23 protein-coding genes are annotated in these 25,970 nt (G+C 37.0%); 13 read left to right on the top strand and 10 right to left on the bottom strand.

What is annotated here, in order from left to right; all coding sequences use genetic code 11:
- Positions 1–173: 173 nt before the first annotated feature.
- Positions 174–713: an RNA methyltransferase gene (locus tag KO521_RS12895; RefSeq protein ID WP_215940315.1), complete on the top strand. Its 540-nt coding sequence runs from the start codon at positions 174–176 to the stop codon at positions 711–713.
- On the opposite strand, the gene folK is transcribed toward KO521_RS12895, so the two are convergent.
- On the bottom strand, positions 710–1,855 hold the full coding sequence (folK, locus tag KO521_RS12890; RefSeq protein WP_215940314.1) for a 2-amino-4-hydroxy-6-hydroxymethyldihydropteridine diphosphokinase: 1,146 nt from the start codon (positions 1,853–1,855) through the stop codon (positions 710–712). The genes KO521_RS12895 and folK overlap by 4 nt on opposite strands.
- Before the next feature lie 71 nt (positions 1,856–1,926).
- Between folK and sppA the strand changes: the two genes are divergently transcribed.
- The gene (gene sppA / locus KO521_RS12885; protein WP_215940313.1) at positions 1,927–3,690 is read left to right on the top strand and encodes a signal peptide peptidase SppA; all 1,764 of its coding nucleotides are present in this window, start codon (positions 1,927–1,929) and stop codon (positions 3,688–3,690) included.
- 75 nt (positions 3,691–3,765) lie between these two features.
- On the opposite strand, the gene KO521_RS20635 is transcribed toward sppA, so the two are convergent.
- Entirely contained in the window at positions 3,766–5,289 is a 1,524-nt protein-coding gene (locus KO521_RS20635; RefSeq protein ID WP_354668206.1) for a DUF5723 family protein, read from the bottom strand.
- A gap of 3 nt (positions 5,290–5,292) precedes the next feature.
- Positions 5,293–5,865, bottom strand: coding sequence for a DUF5723 family protein (locus tag KO521_RS20630; protein WP_215940312.1), 573 nt, complete (start codon positions 5,863–5,865; stop codon positions 5,293–5,295).
- 109 nt (positions 5,866–5,974) lie between these two features.
- On the opposite strand from KO521_RS20630, the gene KO521_RS12870 reads away from it, so the two are divergent.
- On the top strand, positions 5,975–6,685 hold the full coding sequence (locus tag KO521_RS12870) for a queuosine precursor transporter (RefSeq protein WP_215940311.1): 711 nt from the start codon (positions 5,975–5,977) through the stop codon (positions 6,683–6,685).
- Between the two features lie 176 nt (positions 6,686–6,861).
- A complete protein-coding gene (locus KO521_RS12865) occupies positions 6,862–9,576 on the top strand; it encodes an AsmA family protein (protein WP_215940310.1) in 2,715 nt (904 codons plus the stop codon).
- Positions 9,577–9,649: 73 nt separating this feature from the next.
- Here KO521_RS12865 and KO521_RS12860 read toward each other — a convergent pair whose 3' ends face one another.
- Entirely contained in the window at positions 9,650–10,444 is a 795-nt protein-coding gene (locus KO521_RS12860; RefSeq protein ID WP_215940309.1) for a DUF2797 domain-containing protein, read from the bottom strand.
- Positions 10,445–10,521: 77 nt separating this feature from the next.
- On the opposite strand from KO521_RS12860, the gene KO521_RS12855 reads away from it, so the two are divergent.
- Together KO521_RS12855 and KO521_RS12850 are read left to right on the top strand one after the other, a co-directional pair.
- Positions 10,522–12,036: a GH3 auxin-responsive promoter family protein gene (locus KO521_RS12855; protein ID WP_215940308.1), complete on the top strand. Its 1,515-nt coding sequence runs from the start codon at positions 10,522–10,524 to the stop codon at positions 12,034–12,036.
- Positions 12,037–12,109: 73 nt separating this feature from the next.
- Positions 12,110–12,673 (top strand): hypothetical protein, encoded by a 564-nt coding sequence (locus tag KO521_RS12850; protein WP_215940307.1) that lies wholly within the window; start codon positions 12,110–12,112, stop codon positions 12,671–12,673.
- A gap of 97 nt (positions 12,674–12,770) precedes the next feature.
- Here the strand turns inward: KO521_RS12850 and clpX are convergent, their stop codons facing one another.
- The 6 genes from clpX to KO521_RS12820 form a co-directional block, all read right to left on the bottom strand.
- Entirely contained in the window at positions 12,771–14,006 is a 1,236-nt protein-coding gene (clpX, locus tag KO521_RS12845; RefSeq protein ID WP_215940306.1) for an ATP-dependent Clp protease ATP-binding subunit ClpX, read from the bottom strand.
- Between the two features lie 99 nt (positions 14,007–14,105).
- A complete protein-coding gene (clpP, locus tag KO521_RS12840; protein ID WP_215940305.1) occupies positions 14,106–14,786 on the bottom strand; it encodes an ATP-dependent Clp endopeptidase proteolytic subunit ClpP in 681 nt (226 codons plus the stop codon).
- 103 nt (positions 14,787–14,889) lie between these two features.
- Positions 14,890–16,212 (bottom strand): trigger factor, encoded by a 1,323-nt coding sequence (tig, locus tag KO521_RS12835; protein ID WP_215940304.1) that lies wholly within the window; start codon positions 16,210–16,212, stop codon positions 14,890–14,892.
- A 97-nt stretch (positions 16,213–16,309) separates the two neighbouring features.
- Positions 16,310–16,660 carry a phage holin family protein gene (locus KO521_RS12830; protein WP_215940303.1) on the bottom strand — a complete coding sequence of 117 codons (351 nt, stop codon included), beginning with the start codon at positions 16,658–16,660 and terminating at the stop codon, positions 16,310–16,312.
- A gap of 126 nt (positions 16,661–16,786) precedes the next feature.
- Entirely contained in the window at positions 16,787–17,560 is a 774-nt protein-coding gene (locus KO521_RS12825) for an alpha/beta fold hydrolase (RefSeq protein ID WP_215940302.1), read from the bottom strand.
- The gene (locus tag KO521_RS12820) at positions 17,557–18,273 is read right to left on the bottom strand and encodes a pyridoxine 5'-phosphate synthase (protein WP_215940301.1); all 717 of its coding nucleotides are present in this window, start codon (positions 18,271–18,273) and stop codon (positions 17,557–17,559) included. The genes KO521_RS12825 and KO521_RS12820 overlap by 4 nt, the downstream gene beginning before the upstream one ends.
- Before the next feature lie 72 nt (positions 18,274–18,345).
- Here KO521_RS12820 and KO521_RS12815 point away from each other — a divergent pair, with 72 nt between their 5' ends.
- The 7 genes from KO521_RS12815 to KO521_RS12785 all read left to right on the top strand — a co-directional run bounded on the left by KO521_RS12815 (position 18,346) and on the right by KO521_RS12785 (position 25,902).
- Entirely contained in the window at positions 18,346–19,023 is a 678-nt protein-coding gene (locus KO521_RS12815) for a CBS domain-containing protein (protein WP_354668205.1), read from the top strand.
- A 105-nt stretch (positions 19,024–19,128) separates the two neighbouring features.
- Positions 19,129–20,010, top strand: coding sequence for an NAD kinase (locus tag KO521_RS12810; protein WP_215940300.1), 882 nt, complete (start codon positions 19,129–19,131; stop codon positions 20,008–20,010).
- Positions 20,011–20,111: 101 nt separating this feature from the next.
- A complete protein-coding gene (locus KO521_RS12805) occupies positions 20,112–20,810 on the top strand; it encodes a DUF6089 family protein (protein WP_215940299.1) in 699 nt (232 codons plus the stop codon).
- A 175-nt stretch (positions 20,811–20,985) separates the two neighbouring features.
- On the top strand, positions 20,986–21,726 hold the full coding sequence (locus KO521_RS12800; RefSeq protein WP_215940298.1) for an isoprenyl transferase: 741 nt from the start codon (positions 20,986–20,988) through the stop codon (positions 21,724–21,726).
- Positions 21,727–21,730: 4 nt separating this feature from the next.
- Positions 21,731–24,340 carry a BamA/OMP85 family outer membrane protein gene (locus tag KO521_RS12795; RefSeq protein ID WP_215940297.1) on the top strand — a complete coding sequence of 870 codons (2,610 nt, stop codon included), beginning with the start codon at positions 21,731–21,733 and terminating at the stop codon, positions 24,338–24,340.
- A 91-nt stretch (positions 24,341–24,431) separates the two neighbouring features.
- Positions 24,432–25,250 carry an OmpH family outer membrane protein gene (locus KO521_RS12790; protein WP_215940296.1) on the top strand — a complete coding sequence of 273 codons (819 nt, stop codon included), beginning with the start codon at positions 24,432–24,434 and terminating at the stop codon, positions 25,248–25,250.
- 142 nt (positions 25,251–25,392) lie between these two features.
- Positions 25,393–25,902, top strand: coding sequence for an OmpH family outer membrane protein (locus KO521_RS12785; RefSeq protein ID WP_215940295.1), 510 nt, complete (start codon positions 25,393–25,395; stop codon positions 25,900–25,902).
- Positions 25,903–25,970: the final 68 nt, after the last annotated feature.

The following is a 25,970-nucleotide window of genomic DNA, read 5'->3' as shown; positions in this document are numbered from 1 at the left end:
TCAGTTTTTCCCAAAGCGATAAGAATAGTTTAATTTTACGGCGAAAGTATAAAACGAAAGTACTGTTTTTTCAAGGGAAGATGAACTATTGTTGATATTTCAGGATAAGTTTATCTTCAACGTTTTGCCTTGTCAATAACAATAAAAATCAATATTTAACGGGAAACCAGAACATGCGTAAATTAAAGAATGAAGAATTAGATAGACTGGATGTTGAAGCTTTTAAAGAGGCGGATAAGTCGCCTATTGTTGTCGTATTGGATAATATTAGAAGCTTGAACAATATTGGTTCTGTCTTTAGAACTTCGGATGCGTTTCTAATTGAAAAAATATACCTCTGTGGTATTACAGCACAGCCTCCTCATAAAGATATTAGAAAGACGGCTTTGGGTGCTACGGAAAGCGTAGCCTGGGAATACAAAGAAAACACCGTTGATTTGGTTAAGACCTTAGTAGGGGAAGGGTATACGGTCTTGTCTATTGAGCAAGCCGAAAATGCAATTATGCTTAATAAGTTGCAAGTGGAAGTTGGTAAAAAATACGCTTTGGTATTTGGTAACGAGGTAAAAGGAGTATCGCAGGAAGTCGTAGACGCCAGTGATAATGTAGTTGAGATTCCGCAATACGGAACCAAACACTCTTTGAATATTTCTGTAAGTGCAGGTGTCGTTGTTTGGGATTTATGGTCTAAAATAAATGCTTTAAAAGCTTAATTAGGCAAATGAACTGCAAACTTGGTAATCTTTTCTAATATGGTTTCGTAATCATCTTTGTTGTTTACAAAGTCAAGGTCGCCCATTTCAATAATTAAATTATTCTGCTCCGGGTATCCTTTAATAAATTCAAAGTAACCCTTATTAATCTTTTGAAGGTAATCCGGGGCAATTTTCTGTTCGTAATCTCTTCCTCTCTGCTTAATATTCTCTAACAAACGTTCTGTAGTTTGGTATAGATAGACGTATATCTTGGGTTTTTTAACTTCTTTGTACATCAAGTCGAACAATTTCCGGTAGAGGTCAAATTCTTCTTGTTGTAGGGTGATACGTGCAAATATGAGCGATTTATAAATGTCGTAATCACTTACCATGAACTTCTTGAATAGATCATACTGAGACGTATCATCGGTAAACTGCTGATATCTATCTGCTAGGAAAGACATCTCCAGCGGAAAAGCATAACGACTTTGATCTTCGTAAAACTTGGGTAGAAAGGCGTTGTCCGCAAAACGTTCCAATACCAGTTTGCCATTAAAATCTTCTGAAATTTTATTGGCCAAGGTAGTTTTACCTGCTCCAATGTTACCTTCTACGGCAATAAAATTGACGTGCGAGAAAAGGTCGGAACGGTTTCTGTGTAATTTATAGGTGGTACGTTCTAGTTTCCCTTTATCACGACATTCTTGAATAAGGTTTCGGGTGTCTTTGTTCAGTACAGGGTGATAAAACTGCGGCGCAATATCGGACAAAGGTTTAAGTACAAACTTACGATAGGTAAGCTCGGGGTGGGGAATTACCAAATTTTCTGAAATAAAAGTTTCCCTTTCGTAATAGAGTATATCTATATCTATGGGTCTGGGCTGGTAGCCATCTTCCACCGAACGTCTTCTTCCTAACTTGGTCTCAATGTTTAATAGTGTGCGCAAAAGTTCCTGCGGCGCCATTGTTGTTTTAAGCGAAAGACAGATGTTCATGAAGTCGCTCGACTCAAATCCCCAAGAGCTTGTTAGATAGACATGTGATATCTTTCCAACTTCTCCGGCGGTATTGTTTATGGCGAAAACTGCGTCTTGCAGGTTGTTCAAAGTGTCACCAAGATTACTTCCTAGCGATAGGTAAACTGTTTTGGGGTTGCTCATAATATATTACAAAGTAACAAAAAGTAGGTGTGAGTTCGTTATCTTTGGGTAAAAATACTAACCCATTTTTCATGAAATTTTTAAGAAATCTTCTGGCCGCCATTATTGGCTGCTTAATAGCTTTTGGTGTTATTTTTATAATGGTCATTGTTTTTGTTGGTATTGCAAGCAGTTCCGAAGAAACAGTTTCTATTGAGAAAAACTCCATTTTAGAGCTGCAATTAAAACTACCGATCAGTGATTATGTAGGTAATAATGATGCAGATCCGTTTACCGGAGCGTTTATGGAACAATCACAAGGTCTAGATGAAATTCTTCAGGCCATTGTAGTTGCGAAAGACGATGATGATATTAAAGGCATAAGCATTAATAATAACTTTATGATGGCTGGTCTGGCGCAAACACAGTCAATCCGAAAGGCCTTAGAGGATTTTAAAAGCAGCGGTAAATTTATCTATACGTACGGAGATTTTTACATGCAGAAGGATTATTATTTGGCGAGTGTTGCAGATTCTATTTTTATAAATCCTGTAGGTGGGTTGGATTTTCGTGGATTATCATCGGAGGTTTTGTTTTTTAAAGATTTACAGGAGAAGACCGGAGTAAAGATGGAAGTCATACGTCACGGAAAGTATAAAAGTGCTGTGGAACCTTTTATTTCCAACGAAATGAGTGAAGCAAACCGGACTCAGATACAAGAATTACTTGGCTCGTTATGGAACTCTATGATAGAGGATATCTCTACGGGAAGAAACATTTCTGCGGCCAATTTAAATGTAATCGCCGATACTTTAGGCGGAAGAAGTCCGGAATTTGCTAAAGAAAATGGTCTTTTAGATGATGTAATTTTCTTTGATCAATACGAGCAGAAACTTAGAAACGCCATTAGCCTAGATAAGGATGACGATCTAAACATAATTGAATTACAGGATTATGTAGTTCGCTCAAATAAGGAGGTACTCAAAAGTGGAAAAGATAAAGTTGCGGTTGTTTTTGCCCAAGGTGAAATTTTGTATGGAGAAGGAGGCCCTGATGTTATTGGACAGGGAATAATCAATGAGGCAATAATAAAAGCAAAGGAAGATGAGGATGTAAAGGCCATTGTACTAAGGGTAAATTCGCCGGGAGGAAGTGCTTTGACGTCCGATATTATATGGAGAGAAATAGCATTGGCAAAAGAGATAAAGCCTGTTGTAGTCTCTATGGGTAATGTGGCCGCCTCAGGAGGATACTATATTGCTGTTGGGGCAGATAAGATATTTGCAGAACCTACTACGGTTACCGGTTCTATAGGTGTTTTTGGAACAGTGCCAAATTTAACTGAGCTTGCTGGTGATATAGGTATCAATGCAGAACAGGTGGGTACAAATAAAAACTCAGTAGAATATTCCGTTTTTGAACCAATGTCCAACGAGTTTAGAGGTTATGTTCAAGAAAGTATTGAAAGTACTTATGATACCTTTTTACAGCGGGTTTCTCAAGGGCGCAATATTAGTATGACCGTGGCAGATAGTTTGGCTCAAGGTCGTGTGTGGAGTGGAGTAGATGCAAAACGTATTGGTCTTATAGACGAATTGGGTAATTTGGAAGATGCCATTGAAGAAGCTGCAAAAATGGCAGAACTAGGTGATTATGGTATTAAGAAATTTCCTAAATATAAATCGGGCATAGAACGCTTGTTGGAAGATTTAGGTGGTGCCAGTGCCAAAGTAAAGCAAGATTTTATAGAAGAAGAAATAGGTACGGAGGCCTATTCGATTTTAAAACAAGTAAAATCTGCTATGAATCAAGAAGGAGTACAGGCACGTATGCCCTTTGTATTAGATATAAAATAGAGTTGTTAGAACTGTATAGAAATAAAAAGAGCCAGCTGCAAGCTGGCTCTTTTAGTATAAAATGGCTTTGATATTCTATTTTACCAGGTTGATTTCTACCCTACGGTTTTGAGCGCGACCGTCCTTATACATGTTGGAGGCAATAGGTTTGTCTTCTCCGTATCCTACAGCTGTTAAACGGGAGCTGTCAATTCCTTTGTCATTTAAAAAGTCTCTCACAGATACGGCTCTGGACTCTGATAGTTTTTGATTGGTAGCTTTGCTACCCACGCTGTCTGTATGACCTTCTACTGTAAATTTAGCTTCAGGGTACTCTTTTAGGATGCCCATAATGTCTACCAAAACATTTGTGGATTCTGCTTTTATACTCGCTTTTCCAGAGTTAAAAAGAATGGTTTTAGCGTAATCGTTCAGTTGTTTTTGAACTTCTTCGGTAACTTCAGGAGTTTCTGGGCAACCATAGTTAGCAACGGTTCCCATTTCATTAGGACATTGGTCGTTTTTGTCCAAAACACCATCACCATCTGTATCTGGCCAAGGACACCCTTGGTTTTCTGCTGCTCCAGGTTGGTTAGGACATTTATCATCTTCATCAAGTACATCATCGCCATCAGAATCAACTAATGGGCAACCATCGTTCAGTACTTCACCTGCTTCTTCGGGACACTTATCATCTTTATCATAAACCTTGTCGCCGTCGGTGTCAGGCCATGGGCAACCATTGTTTTCAATTGGGCCAAATTCATCAGGGCAATCGTCTTTTCTATTTACTATGCCATCGCCATCTCTGTCTTTAGGTTTTTCTTGGTATACCGGTATTTTCAATCCCGCATAGACGTCGGCCGCTTTTGAGTTGTCACTTAGTAATAAGGTCATGACAGAGCCAGAACCCACATATAGAGGTCCTGCTCTAAAACCAGCTCCCCATTGTGCTCCTGAGCCTTGGGTAAGGCTCACAGGCATGTAAAAGCTAAACCATTTGCTTTCAAAGCGAGGAGTAAAAGAAACCATTGTTGGTATTCTATTTGTATTTACTTTGGAATTAGAACGCAATGAAAAATCAGTATTTAAATTCAGGTAAAATCTATTGTTTAAACTATAGTCTACGTTAAAATGAAGAGCTGTTGGTAAAGTAAATTTTTCTGAGGCATCTATTGAAGTCTGCGTATATAAGTTGTTTAAGAGGTCTTCTAAATTGTCTTCATTCTCAAAATCGTCTTCATTTACCGTGCCTGTTATATCATAGGTGTTCTGAGTACCATTTTTATAGTTTATGGAACCGATATCACTAATAGAGAGGGCAAATTTTAATTTGTACTTGTTCAGATGTTTAAATGAGTTTGCACCATCGGTTGAAGCATAGGATGCGTAATCAGGTCTCCATTCGTAAACAGCTCCTAAATCTACACCAAAGCCAGTTGCACCATCTACAATTTCAACTTCAAAATCTTCAAAATTATCATCAATATTATCACTGTGGCCATAGTTTACTTCACCTACGGATTCTATACTTCCGGTAGTTTGTCCGCCTTGTAAGGGAGTGCCATCAGCATCATAATCTATAGTTATGTCTTTTCCATTGGCGTAAGCATTTCCCATACCTTATAGGTATTTTAAAGAAATACCTCCTTTAAGAAAGTGTTGGTCCTTGTTCATCAGAACTTGTGCGTAGGTAACGCCAATTTCTGCCCATGCATTAGCCGTAAGATAAACATCTTCTTCATCTATCATAAGGTCATCGTTCTCATCAAAATCATTGGAAAGGCTTTCAAAAGTTTCGCCATTAATTTTGTTTACATTGTAACCTACTCTTCCCCTTGTAAATACGGCTAGTGAGCTTGTGGGTGTAAGGTTAAACATAAATGATGGGCCCAAAACATCTGCATTACCAAAGAAATTATTGCTGTCTTTGGGGTACTTTTTACCATCAGTATCAAAATCAAAATCTGAGGTGATTACGTCACCCAGTTTTAATCCATAATAATCGTTACTAAAGAACGTGCTTGCACCTACAATATTAATATCGGTTTTAAATCTAGAATCCGTAATATGTGCAGGGTTGGCAATTAAGCTGTTGACACCACTGTAATTATCTGTCAGAAATCCGACATAGGATTGGGCTTTGACATTAATTGCACCCAATACTAGTAAGGATGTAAATATGGTTTTTTTCATGCTTGGTATTTTTTAAGCTATTTTTGATTTTGTTTTAAGAGTCTTGTTTTAACGAACAACCATCGGTGAAATTGCACTGTTCATCGATCACTTTAATAAGAAAATACTTATGAATTTAAAGGATAGCCGTTTGGCATATCAGATATATCTTTATTTGGGAGCGCTGTTTATTACCTCTTTGGTGGTCTCTAATCTTATTTTTCAAAAGTTCTTCTATTGGAATCCTTTTGGTGATTTTACCATATTTGGAGTGTCGCTTTTTGAAATATCCGTAGGGATTTTACCTTATCCGATCACCTTTTTAATTACAGATTTAATTTCTGAGATTTATGGTAGAAAGAAGGCTAATCAGATTGTTACGGCAGGTATTTTTGCCAGTCTATTTTCTATGGCTATAATCCTTTTGGCAGAAGTGGCTCCGGCCATCCCTTCTTCTCCAATAGACGATGCAACATTTACCCAAGTATTTGCGCTGTCCCCAATAGCGGTTTTGGCTTCTATGATTGCCTATCTCTTTGCACAGTATATTGATATTGCTATTTATCATTTTTGGAAAAAAGTGACCAAGGGCAAGTATTTATGGGTGCGTAATAATTTTTCTACTTTTCTTTCTCAGTTTGTAGATACCTTCACTGTGGTAGGGCTTCTTTGTGTATTTGGTATTTTGCCATGGGACCTTTTCTTTGGCTTGGTAGTAAGCGGATTTATTTTCAAGGTTTTTATAGCATTTCTAGACACGCCTTTTTTGTATTTCTTCGTATATATTATGAGAAAGCGGTTTAATTTGGGCGTAGGAGAAGAAATAGTGCTAAAGGTATAATATTCAGTGCTTTTTGGAGTTGTACCGTTAGGGTTAAGAATCTTAATATAAGAGTTAATGAGACCGAGCTTCTTTCATTAGGTTGTGCCTAGTTTTAAAACGGATATCAATGCTAGAGTAAACGCTCATCTTTTTTATTCCGTTAAGTTGTATAAATCAGTATTTGAAATAGAAATATGAAAAAGAAAATATTTTGGGGTTTAGGAGTGTTTGTACTGCTTATTGTTGCTATACTAGTAGCTGCGCCCTTTTTCCTTGAATCCAAAATTGAGGATATCATAAAGAATAACGTAAACAAAAACGTTAACGCTAATTTTGATTTTTCAAAAGCTAATCTGAGTCTCTTTAGCAGTTTTCCGAATGCTGAGGTTAGTATGGAAGATGTTATTCTGTTAAATAAAGCCCCATTTGAAGGGGATACACTTTTTGCGTCTAAGAAAGTAGCTCTTTCCATGGGTATTGGTGAGTTGTTTAAAGGACAAGATGAGCCTATAGGGATTAAAAGTCTCACGGTAGATGGTGCATTGGTGAACGTTACTATAGACAAAGAGGAGAATGCCAGTTTTGATATTGCGGTACCATCAGATGAGCCAAGTGCTCCTGCCGATGATTCAGGTGATGGATTCAATCTGGATTTGCAGTCGTATGCCATAACGAATACCAATATTGTCTATGACGATCAATCTACGGGAATGCGTTTGGAAATCTCGGATATGCAGCACAAAGGAAAAGGTGATCTTTCTGCAGAGAAATCAGAATTGGATACGTTTACGGAAGCTTTGGTTTCTTTTGAAATGGACAGTACCAATTACCTTAACAAGAATAAAATTGAGTTAGATGCTCTTATAGGGGTTGACTTAAAAGAAAATAAATATACTTTTTTAAAGAACGAAGCATTGATCAACCAACTGGCTTTGGTATTTGATGGATTTATAAAAGTCAATGAGGATAACCAGGAAATGGATATCAATTTTAAAACACCTTCTTCGGACTTTAAAAACTTTTTGGCAGTTATTCCGGAGGAGTATTCCAAAAATATAGAGGATGTAAAGACTACTGGAAACTTTATGCTAGAAGGTAAGTTCAACGGTATTGTAGATGAGGAGCATATTCCAAAATTTAATATTAAAATCAATTCTGAGAACGCATCTTTTAAATATCCAGATTTGCCAAAATCCGTTCGTAATGTTTTTATTGATACCAAAATAAATAATACTACGGGTATTGCGGAAGATACATATGTAGATATAGATAAACTGTCTTTTATGATTGATGAGGACAAGTTTAACATGACAGCTCATGTCAAAGAGCTTATGGGTAATACCAAAGTTAACGCGCATGTTGATGGCAAAATGAATCTTGCGAATTTAAAGAAAGCTTACCCGGTGCCAGCAGACCTCGATTTAAAAGGCCTTTTGGTAACAGATGTAACCACTGCTTTTGATATGGCTTCCATAGAAAAGGAGCAATATGAAAAAACAACCACTAACGGTAAAGTAAGTCTAAGTGATTTTGAATATAAGTCGGCTGAAATACCTAGCCCGGTAAAGCTTACAACCACAACTATGACATTCAACCCTTCTACGGTAACATTGAATGAGTTGAGAGGAACAACAGGTAAGACCGACTTTAACGCCAAAGGAACTATAAAGAATCTATTAGGTTTTATGTTCAATGATGAGAAGGTAGAAGGCGATTTTGACCTTTCTTCCAATACTTTTGCTTTAAGCGATTTCATGGTAGAGGAAACAGAATCAACTTCAAATGATGGGGAAGCTAAAGATGAAAATACAGAGGGTAAGACAGAAGAGAAAATTAAAATCCCTTCTTTTTTGGATGCGAATATTAATGCTAAGGCCAATACCGTACTTTATGACAACCTTACTTTAAAGGACGTACAGGGCAATCTAAAAATTAAAGATGAGAAAGCGGTTTTGTCCAATATGACATCTTCTATATTTAATGGTAAAATGGCATTTAACGGAGAGGTTTCTACGAAAGAAGAAACGCCGATCTTTGCGATGAATTTAGATATGAAGCAGTTGGGGATAAGTGAAACCTTTAAATCTCTTGATCTTCTTAAGGCGGTTGCTCCAATTGCCCAGATTCTAAAGGGAACTATGGACACGGATATAAAACTTTCAGGTAGTCTTACAGATGATTTGGTTCCTGATTTGCTGACTTTGACCGGGGATATCTTTGCAGATATTATGACAAAGGAAGTGGATGCAGAAAGCGCTCCAATGCTTACGTCTTTAAATAGTAAGCTAAATTTCATAGACATGAAACAATTAAATCTAGATGATTTAAAAACCAAACTTACTTTTGAAAATGGAGTGGTGAACGTAAAACCGTTTACGGTAAAATATAAAGATATAGCTATTAATGTTGGTGGTACTCACACCTTTAACAAAGAAATGAAATATACGGCCACCATGGAGGTGCCTGCTAAGTATTTGGGTAGTGATGTTGGTAAACTAATTTCACAAATAGGTGAGGACGATCTTAAAGATTTGAAAATTCCGGTAGTAGCTAACATAGGTGGTAATTATGATAATCCTAAGGTAAGTACTGATCTTGGTTCCGGAGTAAAGACCTTAACTAACCAATTGGTGGAAATTCAGAAGCAAAAACTTGTTAATAAAGGAAAAGATAAAGCCAAGGATCTAATAGGAGATGTCTTAGGAAGCAATGATGCAAAGAAGGAAGGTGAGAGCAACTCTACCAAAGATGATGTAAAAGAAGTTTTGGGAGGTCTTCTAGGAGGAAGTAAAAAAGATACAACTACTGTTAAGACAGATACAGCTGCGCCTAAAAAAGAGGAAGACGTTGTAAAAGAGAAAGCCAAAAATATTTTAGGAGGTCTCTTAGGAAAGAAAAAAAGTAACTAGAGCATACTTAAACCGCATAGTTTAACTCTGAAACCAGGATTGAACTATGCGGTAATTTTCAAATAACATCGTTCTAACTGACTTGAAGTGAAACGTAGTAGCCTTCATTACTACGAACATTAAATACCGTCTGATCTTCAAATATAAAATACTGTCCCTTTATCCCTTTTAAAACTCCTTTGTAATTTGGTGTTTTGTTAAGGTTTAGACTTTTTACCTTTTCAGGATATTGTAATACCGGAAACACAAGATGGGTTTCACTGTTATCTTCAATATAATATTGTTGAGCCTCTTTAGGAATATACTGTTTCAATTTATTTCGCCATTCAACCAAATTTTCATCTTCAACATGGTTTGTTAGCATTTTTCGCCAGTTGGTCTTATCTCCAATGTGGTCTTTTAACGCTACTTCCGTTATGCCTGCCAAATATCGGTTTGGAACTTCTACTATTTCAATAGCCTCATGAGCACCTTGGTCTATCCATCTTGTAGGGACTTGTGATTTTCTGGTAACACCAACCTTGATATTACTTGAGTTGGCCAGGTAAACAATATGTGGTTGTAACTGCACTTTCTGTTCATATTCAAGGTCACGGTCTTCTTTTCCTAAATGTGCCTTACTTAATTCTGGTCGCATAATCCAATCTCCAGCAGAAGGAATTTCATAGAAACACGTCTTGCAAAAACCCTGACGAAAAATAGGGAGGTCCCTACCACAATTCAGGCATTGAAATTTTATAAAATTGATTTCCAGTTCTTTATCTAGAATTTGATTTACATTCAAAAAATCATTCTCGAATACCATGTAATATTGAATGGGGTTTCCTATCTCCGTCTGCATTTTTCTTAGGACGCCTTCGTACTGCATAAAAAAGTTTGATTTAAAATGAATTTGAAAATGATAAGTATTAAACTTAAATTTAGCGAATTCAAAGATACCCAAAAATGGCGATTCCTTTATTCAATTCTATTGCCTCGTGGTTGCTAAAAAAGCGTTATCACCAAATAGAACTTTTTTTAAAATACCCTGAAGAGGTTCAAGAAGAAGTACTTCATCAACTAATAGAAATTGCAGAAGACACTGAGATCGGCAGAAAATATGATTTTGAGTCAATCAATAGTTACGAAACCTTCCGGGAGCGAGTTCCTATTTCATCTTACGAAGAAATAGAACCTATTATAGAACGTACACGTCGTGGCGAACAGAATATATTTTGGCCAACTTCCATAAAGTTATTTGCTAAAAGTAGCGGTACTACCAATGCTAAGAGTAAGTTTATTCCAGTAAGTGAGGAGGCGTTAGAAGATTGTCATTATAAATCCGGTAAAGATTTGCTTTGCCTGTATTTGAATAACAATGAGAATTCACAATTGTTTACCGGCAAAAGTTTGAGACTAGGAGGTAGTAAGGAATTGTATGAAGATAATGGTTCTTCTTTTGGAGATTTATCCGCAATTCTTATAGATAATATGCCGTTATGGGCAGAATTTAGTAGTACCCCTAGTAGCAAGGTGTCCCTTATGAGCGAGTGGGAAAGTAAACTAAAGGCAATTATAAAAGAAAGCACACAAGAAAACGTAACTAGTTTGGCAGGTGTTCCTTCGTGGATGTTAGTACTTCTTAATAACGTAATACAGGAGACCGGAAAGGAGAACCTTTTTCAGGTGTGGGAAAATCTTGAGGTTTATTTTCATGGAGGGGTAAGCTTTAACCCGTATGAAGAGCAATATAAAAAAATGTTACCTCGCAAAAGTTTCAAATACTATGAAATCTATAATGCCTCAGAAGGTTTTTTTGCAATTCAATACCGTAACAATGCAAATGATTTATTGTTGATGTTGGATTATGGGATATTCTATGAATTCATTCCTATGACCGAATATGGTACTGAAACGCAAATGGCCATTCCGCTGTGGGAAGTAAAAAAGAATACCAACTATGCCATAATCATTACTACCAACTCTGGTTTATGGAGATACAAAATAGGTGATACCATTAAATTCACTTCTACCAGTCCGTACCGTCTTAAAGTTACCGGGCGCACTAAGCATCACATAAATGTATTTGGAGAGGAATTGATTATTGAAAATGCAGAAGAAGCCCTGAAGACCATCTGTGCTAAAACCGGTGCTGAAATCAAAGATTATACAGCCGGGCCAATTTTTATGGAGGGTAAAGAAAAAGGAGCGCACGAGTGGCTTATTGAATTTAGAAATCCACCGGAAGATATAAATGTATTTACCGAGTATTTGGATAATGCGCTAAAATCATTGAATTCGGATTATGAGGCCAAGCGTTACAACAATATTACTTTGAATATGCCTACGGTTCATATAGCAAGAGAAAATCTTTTTTATGATTGGTTGAAGTTAAAAGATAAGCTTGGAGGGCAACATAAGATTCCAAGATTATCCAACAAAAGGGACTATGTCGAAGAATTACTTCACATGAACAAATAAAAGGGAGAATTACCCGTTAAATATTGAAATTGATTCCCAAACCTAACCTAAAGGCAAATTAAATTTTAATATTATGGCAGAAAGACTTGTAATCCTATCCGATATGTGGGGAGCTAAAAAAGGGCTCTGGATAACTTCTTATCTTGGATATCTTCAACAGCATTTTAATATTACTTTTTATGATTGCCAACAACTGGGGAATGTAGATGTAAAAGTAAACTCCGAGGAAAACGTGCATCAGGCCTTCGTAGACGGAGGTATAGATACGGCCGTAGCCCATTTACTTAATAAGGAAAAAGAACCGGCACACTACCTTTGTTTTAGTATTGGTGGGGCTATAGCATGGAAAGCCGCACTTGGCGGACTACCCATGAAATCATTATATGCGGTTTCTTCCACTAGGTTGCGTTCGGAAGTTAAAAAACCCGAATCTGAAATCCATCTTTTATTTGGTGATGAAGATGTGTATAGGCCAAAATCATCTTGGTACAAAGAAATAGGGATAGAAGGAGAGCTAGTCCAAGGCTTTAGCCATGATATGTATTCGGATGAAAAAATAATCAAGAAAGTTTGTCTTGATCTGTTGAATACAGTTACGCAAAATAAAGGTAAAACAAACAAGCAAAAAGCTATTTAAATAACCCCGAGGTTTTAAGCTAACACTCAAAGCAACAAAAAAAGCGGAATCACTTAATGTGATTCCGCTTTTTTTGTTACTTTATTTCTAAGAGACTTTATGAAACTGCTTTCAGCTTTTTAACGGTCTCGTGAGATAATTTTTCTTCGGCATAAGGTTTTGTAACCTTAAATTCTGTTTCGCCATTACTAGGCATTTCAAACATGGCATCTGTAAAAATAGCTTCACATAAAGAACGTAGGCCTCTGGCACCTAACTTATACTCTATAGCCTTTTTTACGATATAGTCTAAAGCTTGATCTGTAATGGTGAAAGTAATATCATCCATCGCGAAAAGCTTTTCGTACTGCTTAATAATCGCATTTTTAGGTTCGGTAAGAATAGCTCTTAATGTTTTCTCGTCTAACGGGTTCATGTGCGTTAGCACCGGAAGCCTTCCTATAATCTCCGGAATAAGACCAAATTCTTTTAAATCCTTGGGGATTATATATTGAAGAATGTTCTCTTGGTCTAAATTATCATCCGTTTTGGCGGCGCTGTAACCAATAGCTTGCATATTTAGCCTTTTGGTAATAGCACGTTCAATACCATCAAAAGCACCTCCTGCAATAAATAGGATATTTTCAGTATTGACCTCAATGAACTTTTGGTCCGGATGCTTTCTTCCTCCTTTCGGTGGAACATTCACAACGGTACCTTCAAGCAACTTAAGAAGTCCTTGTTGCACACCTTCGCCAGATACATCTCTAGTAATGGAAGGATTATCGCTCTTACGTGCTATTTTATCGATTTCGTCAATAAAAACAATACCTCGTTCTGCTTTTTCAAGATTGTAATCTGCAGCTTGTAACAAACGTGTAAGAATACTTTCTACATCTTCACCTACATAACCCGCTTCAGTTAAAACTGTAGCATCTACAATAGCCAACGGCACATTAAGCATCTTGGCAATAGTTTTGGCAATAAGGGTTTTACCTGTACCCGTCTGGCCTACCATTACAATATTACTCTTTTGTATTTCTATATCGTCCTCGTTGGACTTAGGCTGTAAAAGCCTTTTGTAGTGATTGTAAACCGCTACAGACATTACCTTTTTGGTGCGCTCTTGCCCAATAACGTAATTATCTAAAAATGATTTTATATCCAAAGGTTTCTTCAGGGTTAGTTCTGAAGAGAGGTCATTTGTTTTAGTTTGTCTAGATTCTTCGGTAACAATACCATGGGCTTGCTCTATACATCTGTCGCATATGTGTGCATCAAGACCGGCAATCAAAAGATTGGTCTCTGGCTTCTTTCTGCCACAAAACGAACATTCTAAATTTTCTTTAGCCATATTAAAGTATACTTTCTTTGAAAAAATAAACGCAAATAACTGCGTTTTGGTTCATCGTTTTAATTGAAAAACCAATTAATAGTACGCATTTGGTCGAAATTATTCTTTCCCCCTTACCAAAATTTCGTCAATCATACCATAAGATTTGGCTTCTTCGGCCTTCATCCAGTAATCACGGTCACTGTCTTCGTTGACCTTATCTAAAGATTGACCAGAGTGCTTGGCAATGATTTCGTATAATTCTGATTTCAATTTCAGGATTTCACGTGCGGTGATTTCAATATCGCTCGCTTGTCCTTGTGCTCCACCCATAGGTTGGTGAATCATTACTCTAGAGTGCGTCAATCCGCTACGTTTTCCTTTTTCACCTGCGCAAAGAAGTACCGCGCCCATTGAGGCGGCCATTCCCGTACAAATAGTGGCAACGTCCGGAGCAATGAATTGCATGGTGTCATAAATGCCTAAACCGGCATATACGCTTCCTCCAGGAGAGTTAATATAAATCTGAATATCTTTTTTAGCATCGGTACTGGCCAAAAACAATAATTGTGCCTGTACAATGTTAGCTACTTGATCGTTAATGCCTGTTCCTAGAAAGATGATACGGTCCATCATTAATCTTGAAAATACGTCCATGGCAACAGCGTTCATCTGACGTTCTTCAATAATGTTGGGCGTAAGACCAACTGGGTACATGCTTGTTAAGATCGAATCGTAATAAGTGCTGCTAATACCTTGGTGATTTATAGCGTAATTCTTGAATTCTTTTCCGTAATCCATAATTTTCTTTCGATGTTTAAGTAACCCTGGGGTATAAAATAAAAAAAGGTGCCGAAAATAATATTTTCGGCACCGTAAAGATACTTATAATTTTTTGGAAATATTACCCGTAAACTTCCTTCACAAAGTTTTCGTAAGTAACCTCTTTGGTCTTTAGGTTTACTTTCTCTTTGTATAAGGTAAGCAGTTTTTGGCTCATTAACTGCTCGGATAGACGTTTTACTTCGTCTTGGTTACCTAAAACACGAGCGGCTATGTTATCCAATTCTTCTTCTTGAGGATTTAATTGACCAAATTGTGCCATTTGCTGCTTAATAAAGCCTTTGGCGAATTCCTTGAGCTCATCAAACTGAAGTTGAATGTCATTGTCCTTAATAACCTTACCTTCTATAAGTTGGTACCGTAGTCCTTTTTCAGATTTTTCATACTCTTCGTTGGCTTCTTCTTCGGTCAATGGGTTTTCACCAGTAGTTTGTATCCACTTGGTTAAAAACTCGGAAGGAAGTTCAAATTTTGTGTTTTCTATGAAATATTCGGTAATGTCATTCAATAATTTTTGATCTGACTGTTGTTCGAATTGTTTCTCTGAATCATCCTTGATACGTTGCTTCAGGTCTTTCTCAGATTTAACCTCGTCTTTACCGAAAAGCTTGTCAAAAAGCTCTTGGTCTAAGGCTGCAGGTTCTCTTTCGTTTATTTCCTCTATAGTAAAAGTAGCTTCAATATCTAGGTCTGCTGCTTTTTCTTGAGAAACACCAAAAACGCTTGAAAGTAAATAATCTTCTTTGAAAAGACCTTTAGACTTCAATGTAACCACATCACCTACCTTTTTTCCTTTTAAAGCATCTAAAGCTTTTTTGCTTTTGACCTTGTCAAGTTCTAAAGTAGCTTTATTGTCTATTTCTTCCTCTTCGTTCTTGAAAGTACCGGTTACTTCGTTGTTTTTTTCAACAGTATCCTTGCTAATAAGTTTTCCGTATTGTTTTAAGATACGTTCAACTTGCTCTTCTACCATTTTATCGTCCGCAACGATTTTATAATGAGTAATAGGTTTTTTTGTTTTCAAAGGAACTTCAAAATCAGGCGCTAGACCTAACTCAAACTCAAAAGCAAGTTCTTCTTCATCCCAGTCAAAATTGTCTTGTTGCTTAGGAAGGGGATTTCCAAGGACATCTAATTTTTCTTCAGTAAGGTATTTGTTAAGGTTATCTTGAAGAAGTTTGTTTACTTCGTCTACCAAAACGGCCTTGCCGTATTGTTTTTTTATCAAGCCCATTGGCACGTGCCCTTTTCTGAAACCGGGTACGTTGGCCGACTTTCTATAGTCACTTAAGATGTTGTCTACCTTATCTTGGTAATCTTCCTTGGTGATGGCAACTTTAACGACGGCATTTAAATCGTCGATCTGCTCTTTTGTAATATTCATCTAAATCTTCTTTTTTGTTTCCATAAAAATGGGATGCAAAAGTAGTACAATAAATGTACGTTGGCAAGTTTTTAAAGCCTTGAGATCCAAACAATCGTTATGATTTTTCGTCGTCTTTTAAAAGCGAAAACAATATAGATTGAAGAAAGGATAACAAAAGGCTAAAAAGTATAGCCCATAAAACACCATCTACATTAAATCCATCAATAAGATTGTCTGCCAATAAAATGATAATGGCATTGATTACAAGTAGGAAAAGACCTAAGGTGATAATGGTTACCGGCAGGGTAAGTATAACAAGAATGGGCTTAACTATGAAGTTCAAAAGACTAAGAACTATAGCAACGATTATAGCTGTCATGTAACTGTCTACTGAGACGTGTGGTAATATTTTGGATAGTATAACCACGGCAAGGGCGGTTAAAAGAACGCGTAAAATTAGTTTCATAGTTGTAAATTTTTAATCTGCAATGAATAATTTCATTACCCTTAAAGATAAAGATTAGTTGCGTCTTTGAGTATTGGCGCTACAAAATATTAAACCCCGTTCCCATTTATGTGATGTAAAATCAGTTTAGGGTTTTAGGAAATTCATGGATTTTTCAAAAAACTGTTTTGGGTTTTCTGCATGTAGCCAGTGCCCGGCGTGGTCTATAGTGTCTAATTGTGCTTGTGGAAAGTGTTTCTTTATTTCGGCAATGTCATTTGGCATGATATATTCTGAACGGTCACCACGTAGGAAAAGAACGGGACCGTTATAGGAGTCCGTTGTGCCAATATTTTCTCCTATTTCATTCATTTTTTCACTTAAAACACTAAGATTGAACCGAAAACCCAACTTACCTTTTTCGACCCAATAGAGATTCTTGAGCAGGAATTGTCTGGTGCCAAAGTCGGTTATGTATTTTCCTAATTCGGAATCGGCTTCGTTTCTAGACTTCATAGTGTCCAGATTTAGGGCATTCAAACCATTAATGATAGGCTGGTGGTGAGGTGGGTAAAATTTAGGTCCAATATCCGCAATTATCATCTTTTTTACCAGATTGGGATAACTACTGGCAAACTGCATAGCGGTCTTGCCTCCCATAGAATGTCCAATAATCAAGGCATTTTCCAAATGATGTGTTTGCATGTATTTCTTTAGGTCACCGCTAAGAAGATCATAATTAAAATCATCGGACCAAAAACTCTTACCATGGTTGCGTTGGTCTATGAGGTGTACTTCAAAACCTTCTTCTGCATACTGGTTGCCCAAGGTTTTCCAATTATCGGACATCCCCAGAAAACCATGTAAGATTAAAAGGGGGGTACCGGTTCCAAGTATTTTGGAGTGTAAAGTTTCTGTCATTTTAATTTATTCAGGTACATATTTACAACGTTATCCAGACCCAGGTAAAGCGATTCGCAAATTAGGGCATGACCAATGGAGACTTCTAATAAATGGGGAACGTTCTCTTTGAAGTATTTAATGTTGTCTAAATTTAAATCATGTCCTGCATTAATACCTAAACCACATTTATGTGCAATTTTGGCAGCTTCGGTAAAAGGCTTGACAGCTTGGCTATGGTTTCCTTTTGAAAATAGCGCTGCATAACTCTCCGTGTAAAGTTCAATGCGCTCCGTGCCGGTTTCTGCTGCACCTTCTACCATGCGGGCTTCTGCATCAACGAAAATTGATGTCCGTATGCCTGCGTTTTTGAAAGTTTTAATTACATCTTTTAGGAAATCTTTATGTTTTATAGTATCCCAGCCGGCATTTGAAGTAATAGCATCTACCGCATCAGGTACCAAGGTTACTTGGGTAGGTTGCGTTTCCAGTACAAGTTCTATGAATTTTTCAACAGGATTACCCTCTATATTATACTCCGTGGTAACTACTTTTTTTAAGGCTCTTGCATCTTGATAGCGAATGTGTCTTTCATCAGGTCTAGGATGAACGGTTATGCCTTGGCCGCCAAAAGACTCAATATCCGTGGCAGTCTTCAATAAATCTGGCATATTGCCACCTCTGGCGTTTCTTAAGGTTGCAATTTTGTTGATGTTTACACTTAATTTTGTCATTTAACGGGAGAATTAACCATTTGGTACAAAAATACAAATTAGGCATGCCTTTTGATATTTTTAATTAGTATTTTGCGTTTAGTAGAAAGAGTTATGCACATTCAAGATCAAATAGTAACAGATATTCCGTCTTTTAAAATAGGCGATTCATTAGCTAAGGTAATTTCCTTTTTTAAGGATACCACGTACTCACACGTTGCAGTGACAGAGAACGAGGCATACCTAGGGGTGCTTAGTGAAAATGACTTGGAGAATTTTGATATCAACAAGAAAATAGAACAATATCGGTACGATTTGGAAACATTTTTTGTTCGAAAAGAAACGAGTTGGTTGGATGTTCTTGAGGTTTTTGCTAGAAACGAAGCCAATCTTGTGCCTATTCTTGATGAAAAAGGGAGGATTGATGGCCATTATGATCTTACTGATATTGTAAGTGTCTTTATAGACACGCCGTTCTTTACGGAGCCAGGCGGAATCATAGTAGTGGCTAAAGGTATAAAGGACTATTCCTTTAGTGAGATTGCGCAAATTGTTGAAAGTAACAATACCAAATTAATTGGTGGTTTCATTACCGATTCTAAGAATGATGTGGTTCAAATAACAATTAAAATAGCTTCTTCTAATTTAAACGATATTCTTCAAACATTCCGTAGATATAATTATAATGTACTGTTCGGTAATACGGACGATCAATTCTTGGAGGACTTAAAGGAACGATCAGATTATCTTGACAAATATCTTAACGTTTAGGATTTCTTGCGATATTCTTTAAAAAGGGTAATTAGTCAAGGGTACAATCCTTATTTTTGTTGCGTAAGGCCAAAAGGTTTTAGTAATTACAATAAAGATTAAGGAATGAAAGTTGCCGTTTACAGTCAAATGTATCAAGAAGACACCTTGCAATATGTTATGGAGTTGCTTGATGAGCTACAAAAAGAGCACGCGGTAATCGCAATTGAAAAAGAATTTCACTATTTTCTCTCTCAAAAATATAGTGCAGCTAATTATACCACGTTTACTGATGTAGAAGGGTTGGATAGCTCTTATGATATGTTTGTTAGTTTTGGTGGTGATGGTACTATTCTTAGGGCAACTACCTTTGTGAAGGATTTGGGCATTCCAATAGTTGGTGTCAATACAGGTCGTTTAGGATTTCTTTCGACATTTAGTAAAGAAGAAGTCCGTAAAGTGGTTCAGGAGTTTAAAAGAGGAGAATACACTATAGTAGAAAGAAGTTTGGTGGAAGTTGATCAGGGTTCGGATATTTTAGAGTTGAACGAATTGCGTTTTGCTTTGAATGAGATTACGGTAAGTAGAAAGGATACAACTTCTATGATTACAGTAGAGACGTATCTAAATAACGAATATTTAACCTCTTATTGGGCAGATGGACTCATCATTTCTACCCCAACCGGTTCTACCGGATATTCGCTTAGTTGCGGTGGTCCTGTTATTGTACCAACTGCAAAATCCTTGGTGCTAACACCCATAGCTCCGCACAATTTAAATGCGAGACCTTTGGTTATTTCAGATGATACCCAAATACGACTAAAAGTATCGGGAAGGGAAGATAACCATCTTATTTCACTAGATTCTAGAATTGCATCTGTTGAGAACGGAAAGGAAATTCTGATAAAGAAGGCAGACTTTGTGATTAAAATGATAGAATATACTTCGGAGAGTTTTCTGAAAACCCTGCGGAATAAACTGTTATGGGGCGAAGATCGCCGGAATTGAATCTCGAGCGGACAATAAAAAACCGCAAATCCTGTTTATCATGTGAGAACATTAATATAATAGTTGAGTACAATTGTTATATTCGAAAACTAATACTATTTATGAAGCATTTCATTGTCATAGTTCTACTATGTACTTTTGGCACAATAGGAGCTCAAACCTATGAAGCCGGTATTTTTGCTGGAGGAGCCAATGTTATAGGGGATGTAGGGCGCACTACTTATATTTCACCATCTGATATTGCTATCGGGGGCATTTTTAAATGGAATATAGCCAAACGTTATGCGTGGCGTGCTAGTGTAATCTATGCAAAGTTTGATGCAGATGATACAAAATCCAACGATCCATCTCGTCAGCAGAGAGGCTACCAGATGGATAATTCTCTTTTAGAAGCTTCTGCCGGACTTGAATTTAACTTCGTAGAGTATAATTTACATAAGATGGGTCCAGCGTTTACCCCATATCTATATACAGGTATCACTTATGTGAGATATGACTACAATTACTTTGATGCAGGTCAGTTTTTAAGTGTGGCTCAAAGAGACGGAACTTTTGCCGTACCAATGACTGTTGGAGCAAAGATTAGATTGAATCAGTTTTTGATATTAGGAGCGGAAATAGGTGCACGATATACATTTACCGACAATCTGGATAGTAGTAACCCAGAAAAACTTAATGTTAGTCGCCAGTTAGATGATCTTCGTTTCGGAAATGTCTTTAATGACGACTGGTATATGTTCTCCGGTTTCACCTTAACCTATACTTTTGGTAGAAAACCTTGTAATGAGTGTTTTGAATAGGTAAGACCTCTGTATATCCCTTATTTTCTTTTCTTGATATAGCCATAACTATGCATAATTCAAATTTATGGGCTATTTTTGCCGTGCGCTCAAAAAATGAATAATTTTAGAGGTTGATGGGGTTGTGTGCTCTCGTCCAATAGAATGCTTATTAGAGCAATATGATCAGTTCCTTATGGTTGACCTAGAAGAATTAGATAAAAATAAAATGCCACGCCACCTTGCCATAATTATGGATGGAAATGGTCGTTGGGCTAAACAAAAAGGCAAACTTCGCGTTTTTGGACATGAAAACGGAGTTAAAACTGTTCGGGAAACAGTTGAAAACTGTGTAAAAATAAAACTAGAATATCTTACCCTATATACATTTTCTACAGAAAATTGGAAAAGGCCTAAAATTGAAATAGATACGTTAATGAGGCTTTTAGTGTCCTCATTAAAGAAAGAATTAAAGACTTTTTCAGAAAACAACATTAGGTTGAATGCCATTGGAGATTTGGAGTCATTACCCAAAAAGGCTAATAGGGAACTTAAAGAGGTAATGGAGAAAACTAGGGAAAATACAGGAATGACCCTTACTTTGGCTTTAAGTTATGGTGCGCGAGAAGAGCTCAAAAACGCAGTAAAACAAATAAGTACCAAAGTTAAAAATAATATAATTTCAGTTGAAAACATTGACGAAACCATTATTAATAGCCATCTTTACACGCACGATTTGCCTGATGTAGATTTGCTTGTCCGCACTAGTGGTGAGCATCGTATCAGCAATTTTTTACTGTGGCAAATAGCCTATGCGGAATTATATTTCGTTGATGTATTTTGGCCCGATTTTAGTAGTCAACATTTGGCAGAAGCCATAAAAAGTTATCAGAACAGAGAACGAAGATTTGGAAAAACCAGCGAACAACTCAATTAGCGATATGAAAAGGTTCATATCCTTCGAACCTTTTATTACACTCCTATTAATTTTTGCAACCGCATTTTGCTCCGCACAAGAACTTTCTTTTGAGGACGGTAAAAAGTACATTTTAGGTGGTTTGGAGGTCACAGGACTGCAAAGTTATAATGAGCAGACCGTAAAGACGTATACCGGCTTACGTGTAGGGCAACCTATAACGCTTCCGGGTGATGAAGTTAGTGGAATAATCAACAAGCTTTGGGGTCTTGAACTTTTTAAGAATATAGATTTTTATATTACTAATATAGAAGGTGATAAGGTTTTTCTGGAATTGAATATTATTGAAAGACCAACGCTATCAGATGTCGTTATAAACGGTGTAAAGCCTAGAAAGGTTGATGATATCCTTAAAGATACAGACCTTAAGAAAGGTAAAAAAATCACAGAAAGTTTAATAGCCAACACCAAAAACTATCTAGATAATAAGTACAAAAAGCAAGGTTTCTTAAATACAAAAACCGCTATAATCGTTGCCAATGATACCTCTGAGACCAATGCTCAGAAAATGGTCATAAATATCAATAAGGGTGATAAGGTTAAGATTAAGGAAATGATTTTTGAAGGTAACGATCAGTTATCCGATAAGAAATTAAAAGGTGCTTTTAAGAAAACCAAAGAAAAGCGGTTTTGGCGTTTTTGGAAGAAATCTAAATTCATAGAAGAAGACTATGAAAATGATTTAGAGCTATTATCGGATAAGTATGCGGAGAACGGTTATCGTGACGCACGTGTTATTTCCGACTCTTTGATCAAGGTAGATGAAAATAATATCATCTTAAAATATCAAATTGAAGAAGGTAACAAATACTATTTTGGTGATATTGACTTTGTTGGTAACAGTGTGTATACGGACCGCCAATTGGCATCAGTATTGGGTATTAAAAAAGGGGATACGTATAACGGCGTATTGTTAAGAGAACGTATTGCAGATGATTCTAAGCCAGAACCTAATGATGTTACTAGCTTATACCAAAATAACGGGTACTTGTTTTCAAGCATCAACCCAGTAGAAGTTTCTGCGGAAAATGATACCATTAATTTTGAAATTCGTGTTATAGAAGGTAAGGAGACTTTTCTTAACCATATAGATGTTGTTGGTAATGACCGTACGAACGACCACGTTATTTATCGCGAACTTAGAACGCGTCCAGGACAGAAATATAACAAGAGTGATATCATCAGGACCATTCGTGAATTACAGCAATTAGGATATTTTGATGCGGAACAGATTAAGCCGGACATTCTCAATCCTAACCCTAACGAAGGTACGGTAGATATTAAATACAACTTGGTAGAATCTGGTTCAAGTCAGATAGAACTGCAAGGTGGCTACGGTGGTGGAGGTTTTATAGGAACGCTTGGGCTTTCTTTTAATAACTTCTCTATTAAGAATATTTTAAAAGGTGAAGCATATAAACCTGTACCAATGGGTGATGGTCAAACTTTTGCCATGAGAGTGCAGGCCAGTAGAACCTTTAGGGTTTACAGTTTGAACTTTGCAGAACCTTGGTTGGGAGGTAGAAAACCAGTTCAATTTAGCTTAAACTTATCCCGAACACAGCAATTTGGGGTAGATTATAATAACTCAAATAGCAGTAGAATCGAGGTAGATAAAGATCGTGGGTTTGCAATTACCGGTATTACAGCTGGTTTGGCAAAACGTGTTCAGTGGCCTGATGATTTCTTTACAATTTCCCACTCCTTGAGCTACCAACTGTATGAGTTCAATAATTATGATATTGGGTTGTTCAATTTTGGTAACGGAAAATCCAATTCATTTGCTTACACTTTGGGGATTTCTAGAAATGCTACTTCAGGGGGTCGTATCTTCCCTAGAGGAGGGTCTAACTTTGAAGTAACAGCAAAGTTTACGCCACCTTATTCTTTATTTAGCAATAAGGATTTTGCAACTTTGCGGGATAGAAGTGAAGAATTGACTTTGCAAAAAGCGCAAGTTGGGTTGACTACAGCAGAATCTACAGAATTGGAAGATATCGATCAACAACGTTTTAGATGGTTAGAGTATTATAAGGTTAAATTTAAAGGTGATTGGTATACAACCTTAGTTGGTGATTTGGTTATGCGTACCAACGCAGAGTTCGGTTTCTTGGGTAACTATAATAATGATGTAGGTGATGTTCCTTTTGAGCGTTTCTTCGTAGGTGGTGACGGTCTTGGTAACTTTACTTTAGATGGTCGTGATGTGGTTCAGTTAAGAGGATATGAGAATCAATCTTTAACGCCAATTGACCCTATAACTGGGCAACAAGAAGGCGGTTTAGTATACAATAAATTCTCATTAGAGCTGCGTTATCCGTTAACTTTGAAGCCTTCAGCTTCCATTTATATGCTTGCATTTATGGAAGGTGGTAATGCCTTCAACAATTTTCAGGAATTTAATCCGTTTCAAATAAAACGATCGGCCGGAGTGGGGCTGCGCATATTCATGCCGGCATTCGGGTTGTTAGGTATTGATTTTGGTTACGGGTTTGATGAAGACCTTAGGCCAGCTTCTATAGGACAAGGACCTAGCGGACTTCAAACACACTTTATTATCGGCCAACAGTTTTAATTTAAAGAATCGTCCTTATTGCTAAAACACTCATTTTAAAAGTTTTAGTAATTTTGGCACGATATTTTCTATTGGATAAAACGATAAAGAAATGAAAACAAAATCAAACGTTCTTTTTGTACTGGTGTTAACCTTCTGTTCTGCCTATACCTTTGCTCAGCGTGGTGTACGTATTGCTTACGTAGATATGGAATATATCTTAGAGAACGTAGACGAATACAGAGATGCTACGAAACAACTTGCTGATAAGGTCCAGAAATGGAAAATAGATATTGAACAAAAACAAAGTCAGTTGGAGGCTGTTAAAAAAGACTTAATGGCGGAGCGCGTGCTTTTGACCGATGAGTTAATTGCCGAGCGGGAAGAGGACATCCAGATTCTTGAGAAAGAAATGGTAGAATATCAACAAGACCGTTTTGGTCCCCAAGGGGATTTGGTTTTACAGAAGCGCCGTCTTATTCAGCCAATACAAGATCAAGTATTTAACGAGGTTCAGAAAATAGGAGCAAACAAGAAGTACGATTTTATTTTTGATAAATCTGCGGATGTTGTTATGTTGTATTCAGAAAACAGACACGATATTAGTGATTTGGTCTTGAGAGGTATTTCAAGAACTAGAAAAATAAGTAAGCCCAAGAAAGACAGCAGAAACAAGTTTAATGAGGAAGAGGCCGAAGAAGAGATGAGCGATGCTCTAAAGGAGAGAAAAGAGAATGCGGAGAAGGCACAGGAAGCAAGAGAGAAAACAGCAGAGGAGAAACGTGCGGAGCAATTAAAGCTTAGGGAAGAACGTAAAAAAGCTTATGAAGCCCGAAGAAAAAAGCTCTTAGAGGAGCGTGAAGCTAAAAGAAAAGAAAAGCTAGAAGAACGTCAAGAAGACGGGCAGGATGAAGGAGAAACTGAAGAGTAAGAGGGTTTACTTAACAAAGTCTCGTAATCATCTGCTAAATAGACATAATTTTAATACATTGCGGCGATTTGCTTAGCAAATGTGAAACGAGAAAATTACATTAACCAGAAATTAACACTCAATTATTTTAACTAGAATTATCATGAAACACTTAAAAAAAATAGCAGTAGCCTTAGTATTGTTCGTAGCCGCTACAGGTTTTGTTAATGCACAGAGCAAAGTAGCACATATTGATGTTACCCAACTATTAAGTGCAATGCCCGAGATGAAAACTGCCGAAGCAGAACTTAAAAAATTATCAGAAACTTACAATGCCGATATTGAAAGTTCAATGACCGAGTTTCAGAACAAAGCTACCTTGTACCAAAATGAGGCACCTTCTAAATCTAAAGAAGAGAACGAGAAAAGAGCAATAGAGCTTCAAGGCGTTCAAAAGAATATTGGTGAAGCACAGCAAGCTGCGCAAAGAGAGCTACAGAAAAAGCAAGGAGAGCTTTTCGCTCCTATATCGGACAAAGCTAAAGCTGCAATTGAAAAAGTAGCTGCTGCACAAGGTTATGAGTATGTAATAGATGCTCAAGCTGGTGGCGGACTTATCGTTGCAAAAGGTAAAGACCTTTTAGCTGACGTTAAAAAAGAATTGGGTATCTAATTTACCTGAACAAAATATCAAAAAAAATCCTGCTAGATAAGCAGGATTTTTTTGTTTATAATTTTAAG

The organism is Zobellia uliginosa (genome assembly GCF_018860745.1).
Taxonomy (GTDB): domain Bacteria; phylum Bacteroidota; class Bacteroidia; order Flavobacteriales; family Flavobacteriaceae; genus Zobellia; species Zobellia uliginosa_B.
Note: the sequence above shows the minus strand (reverse complement) of the source record. Positions and strands in the feature narration are given on the sequence as shown.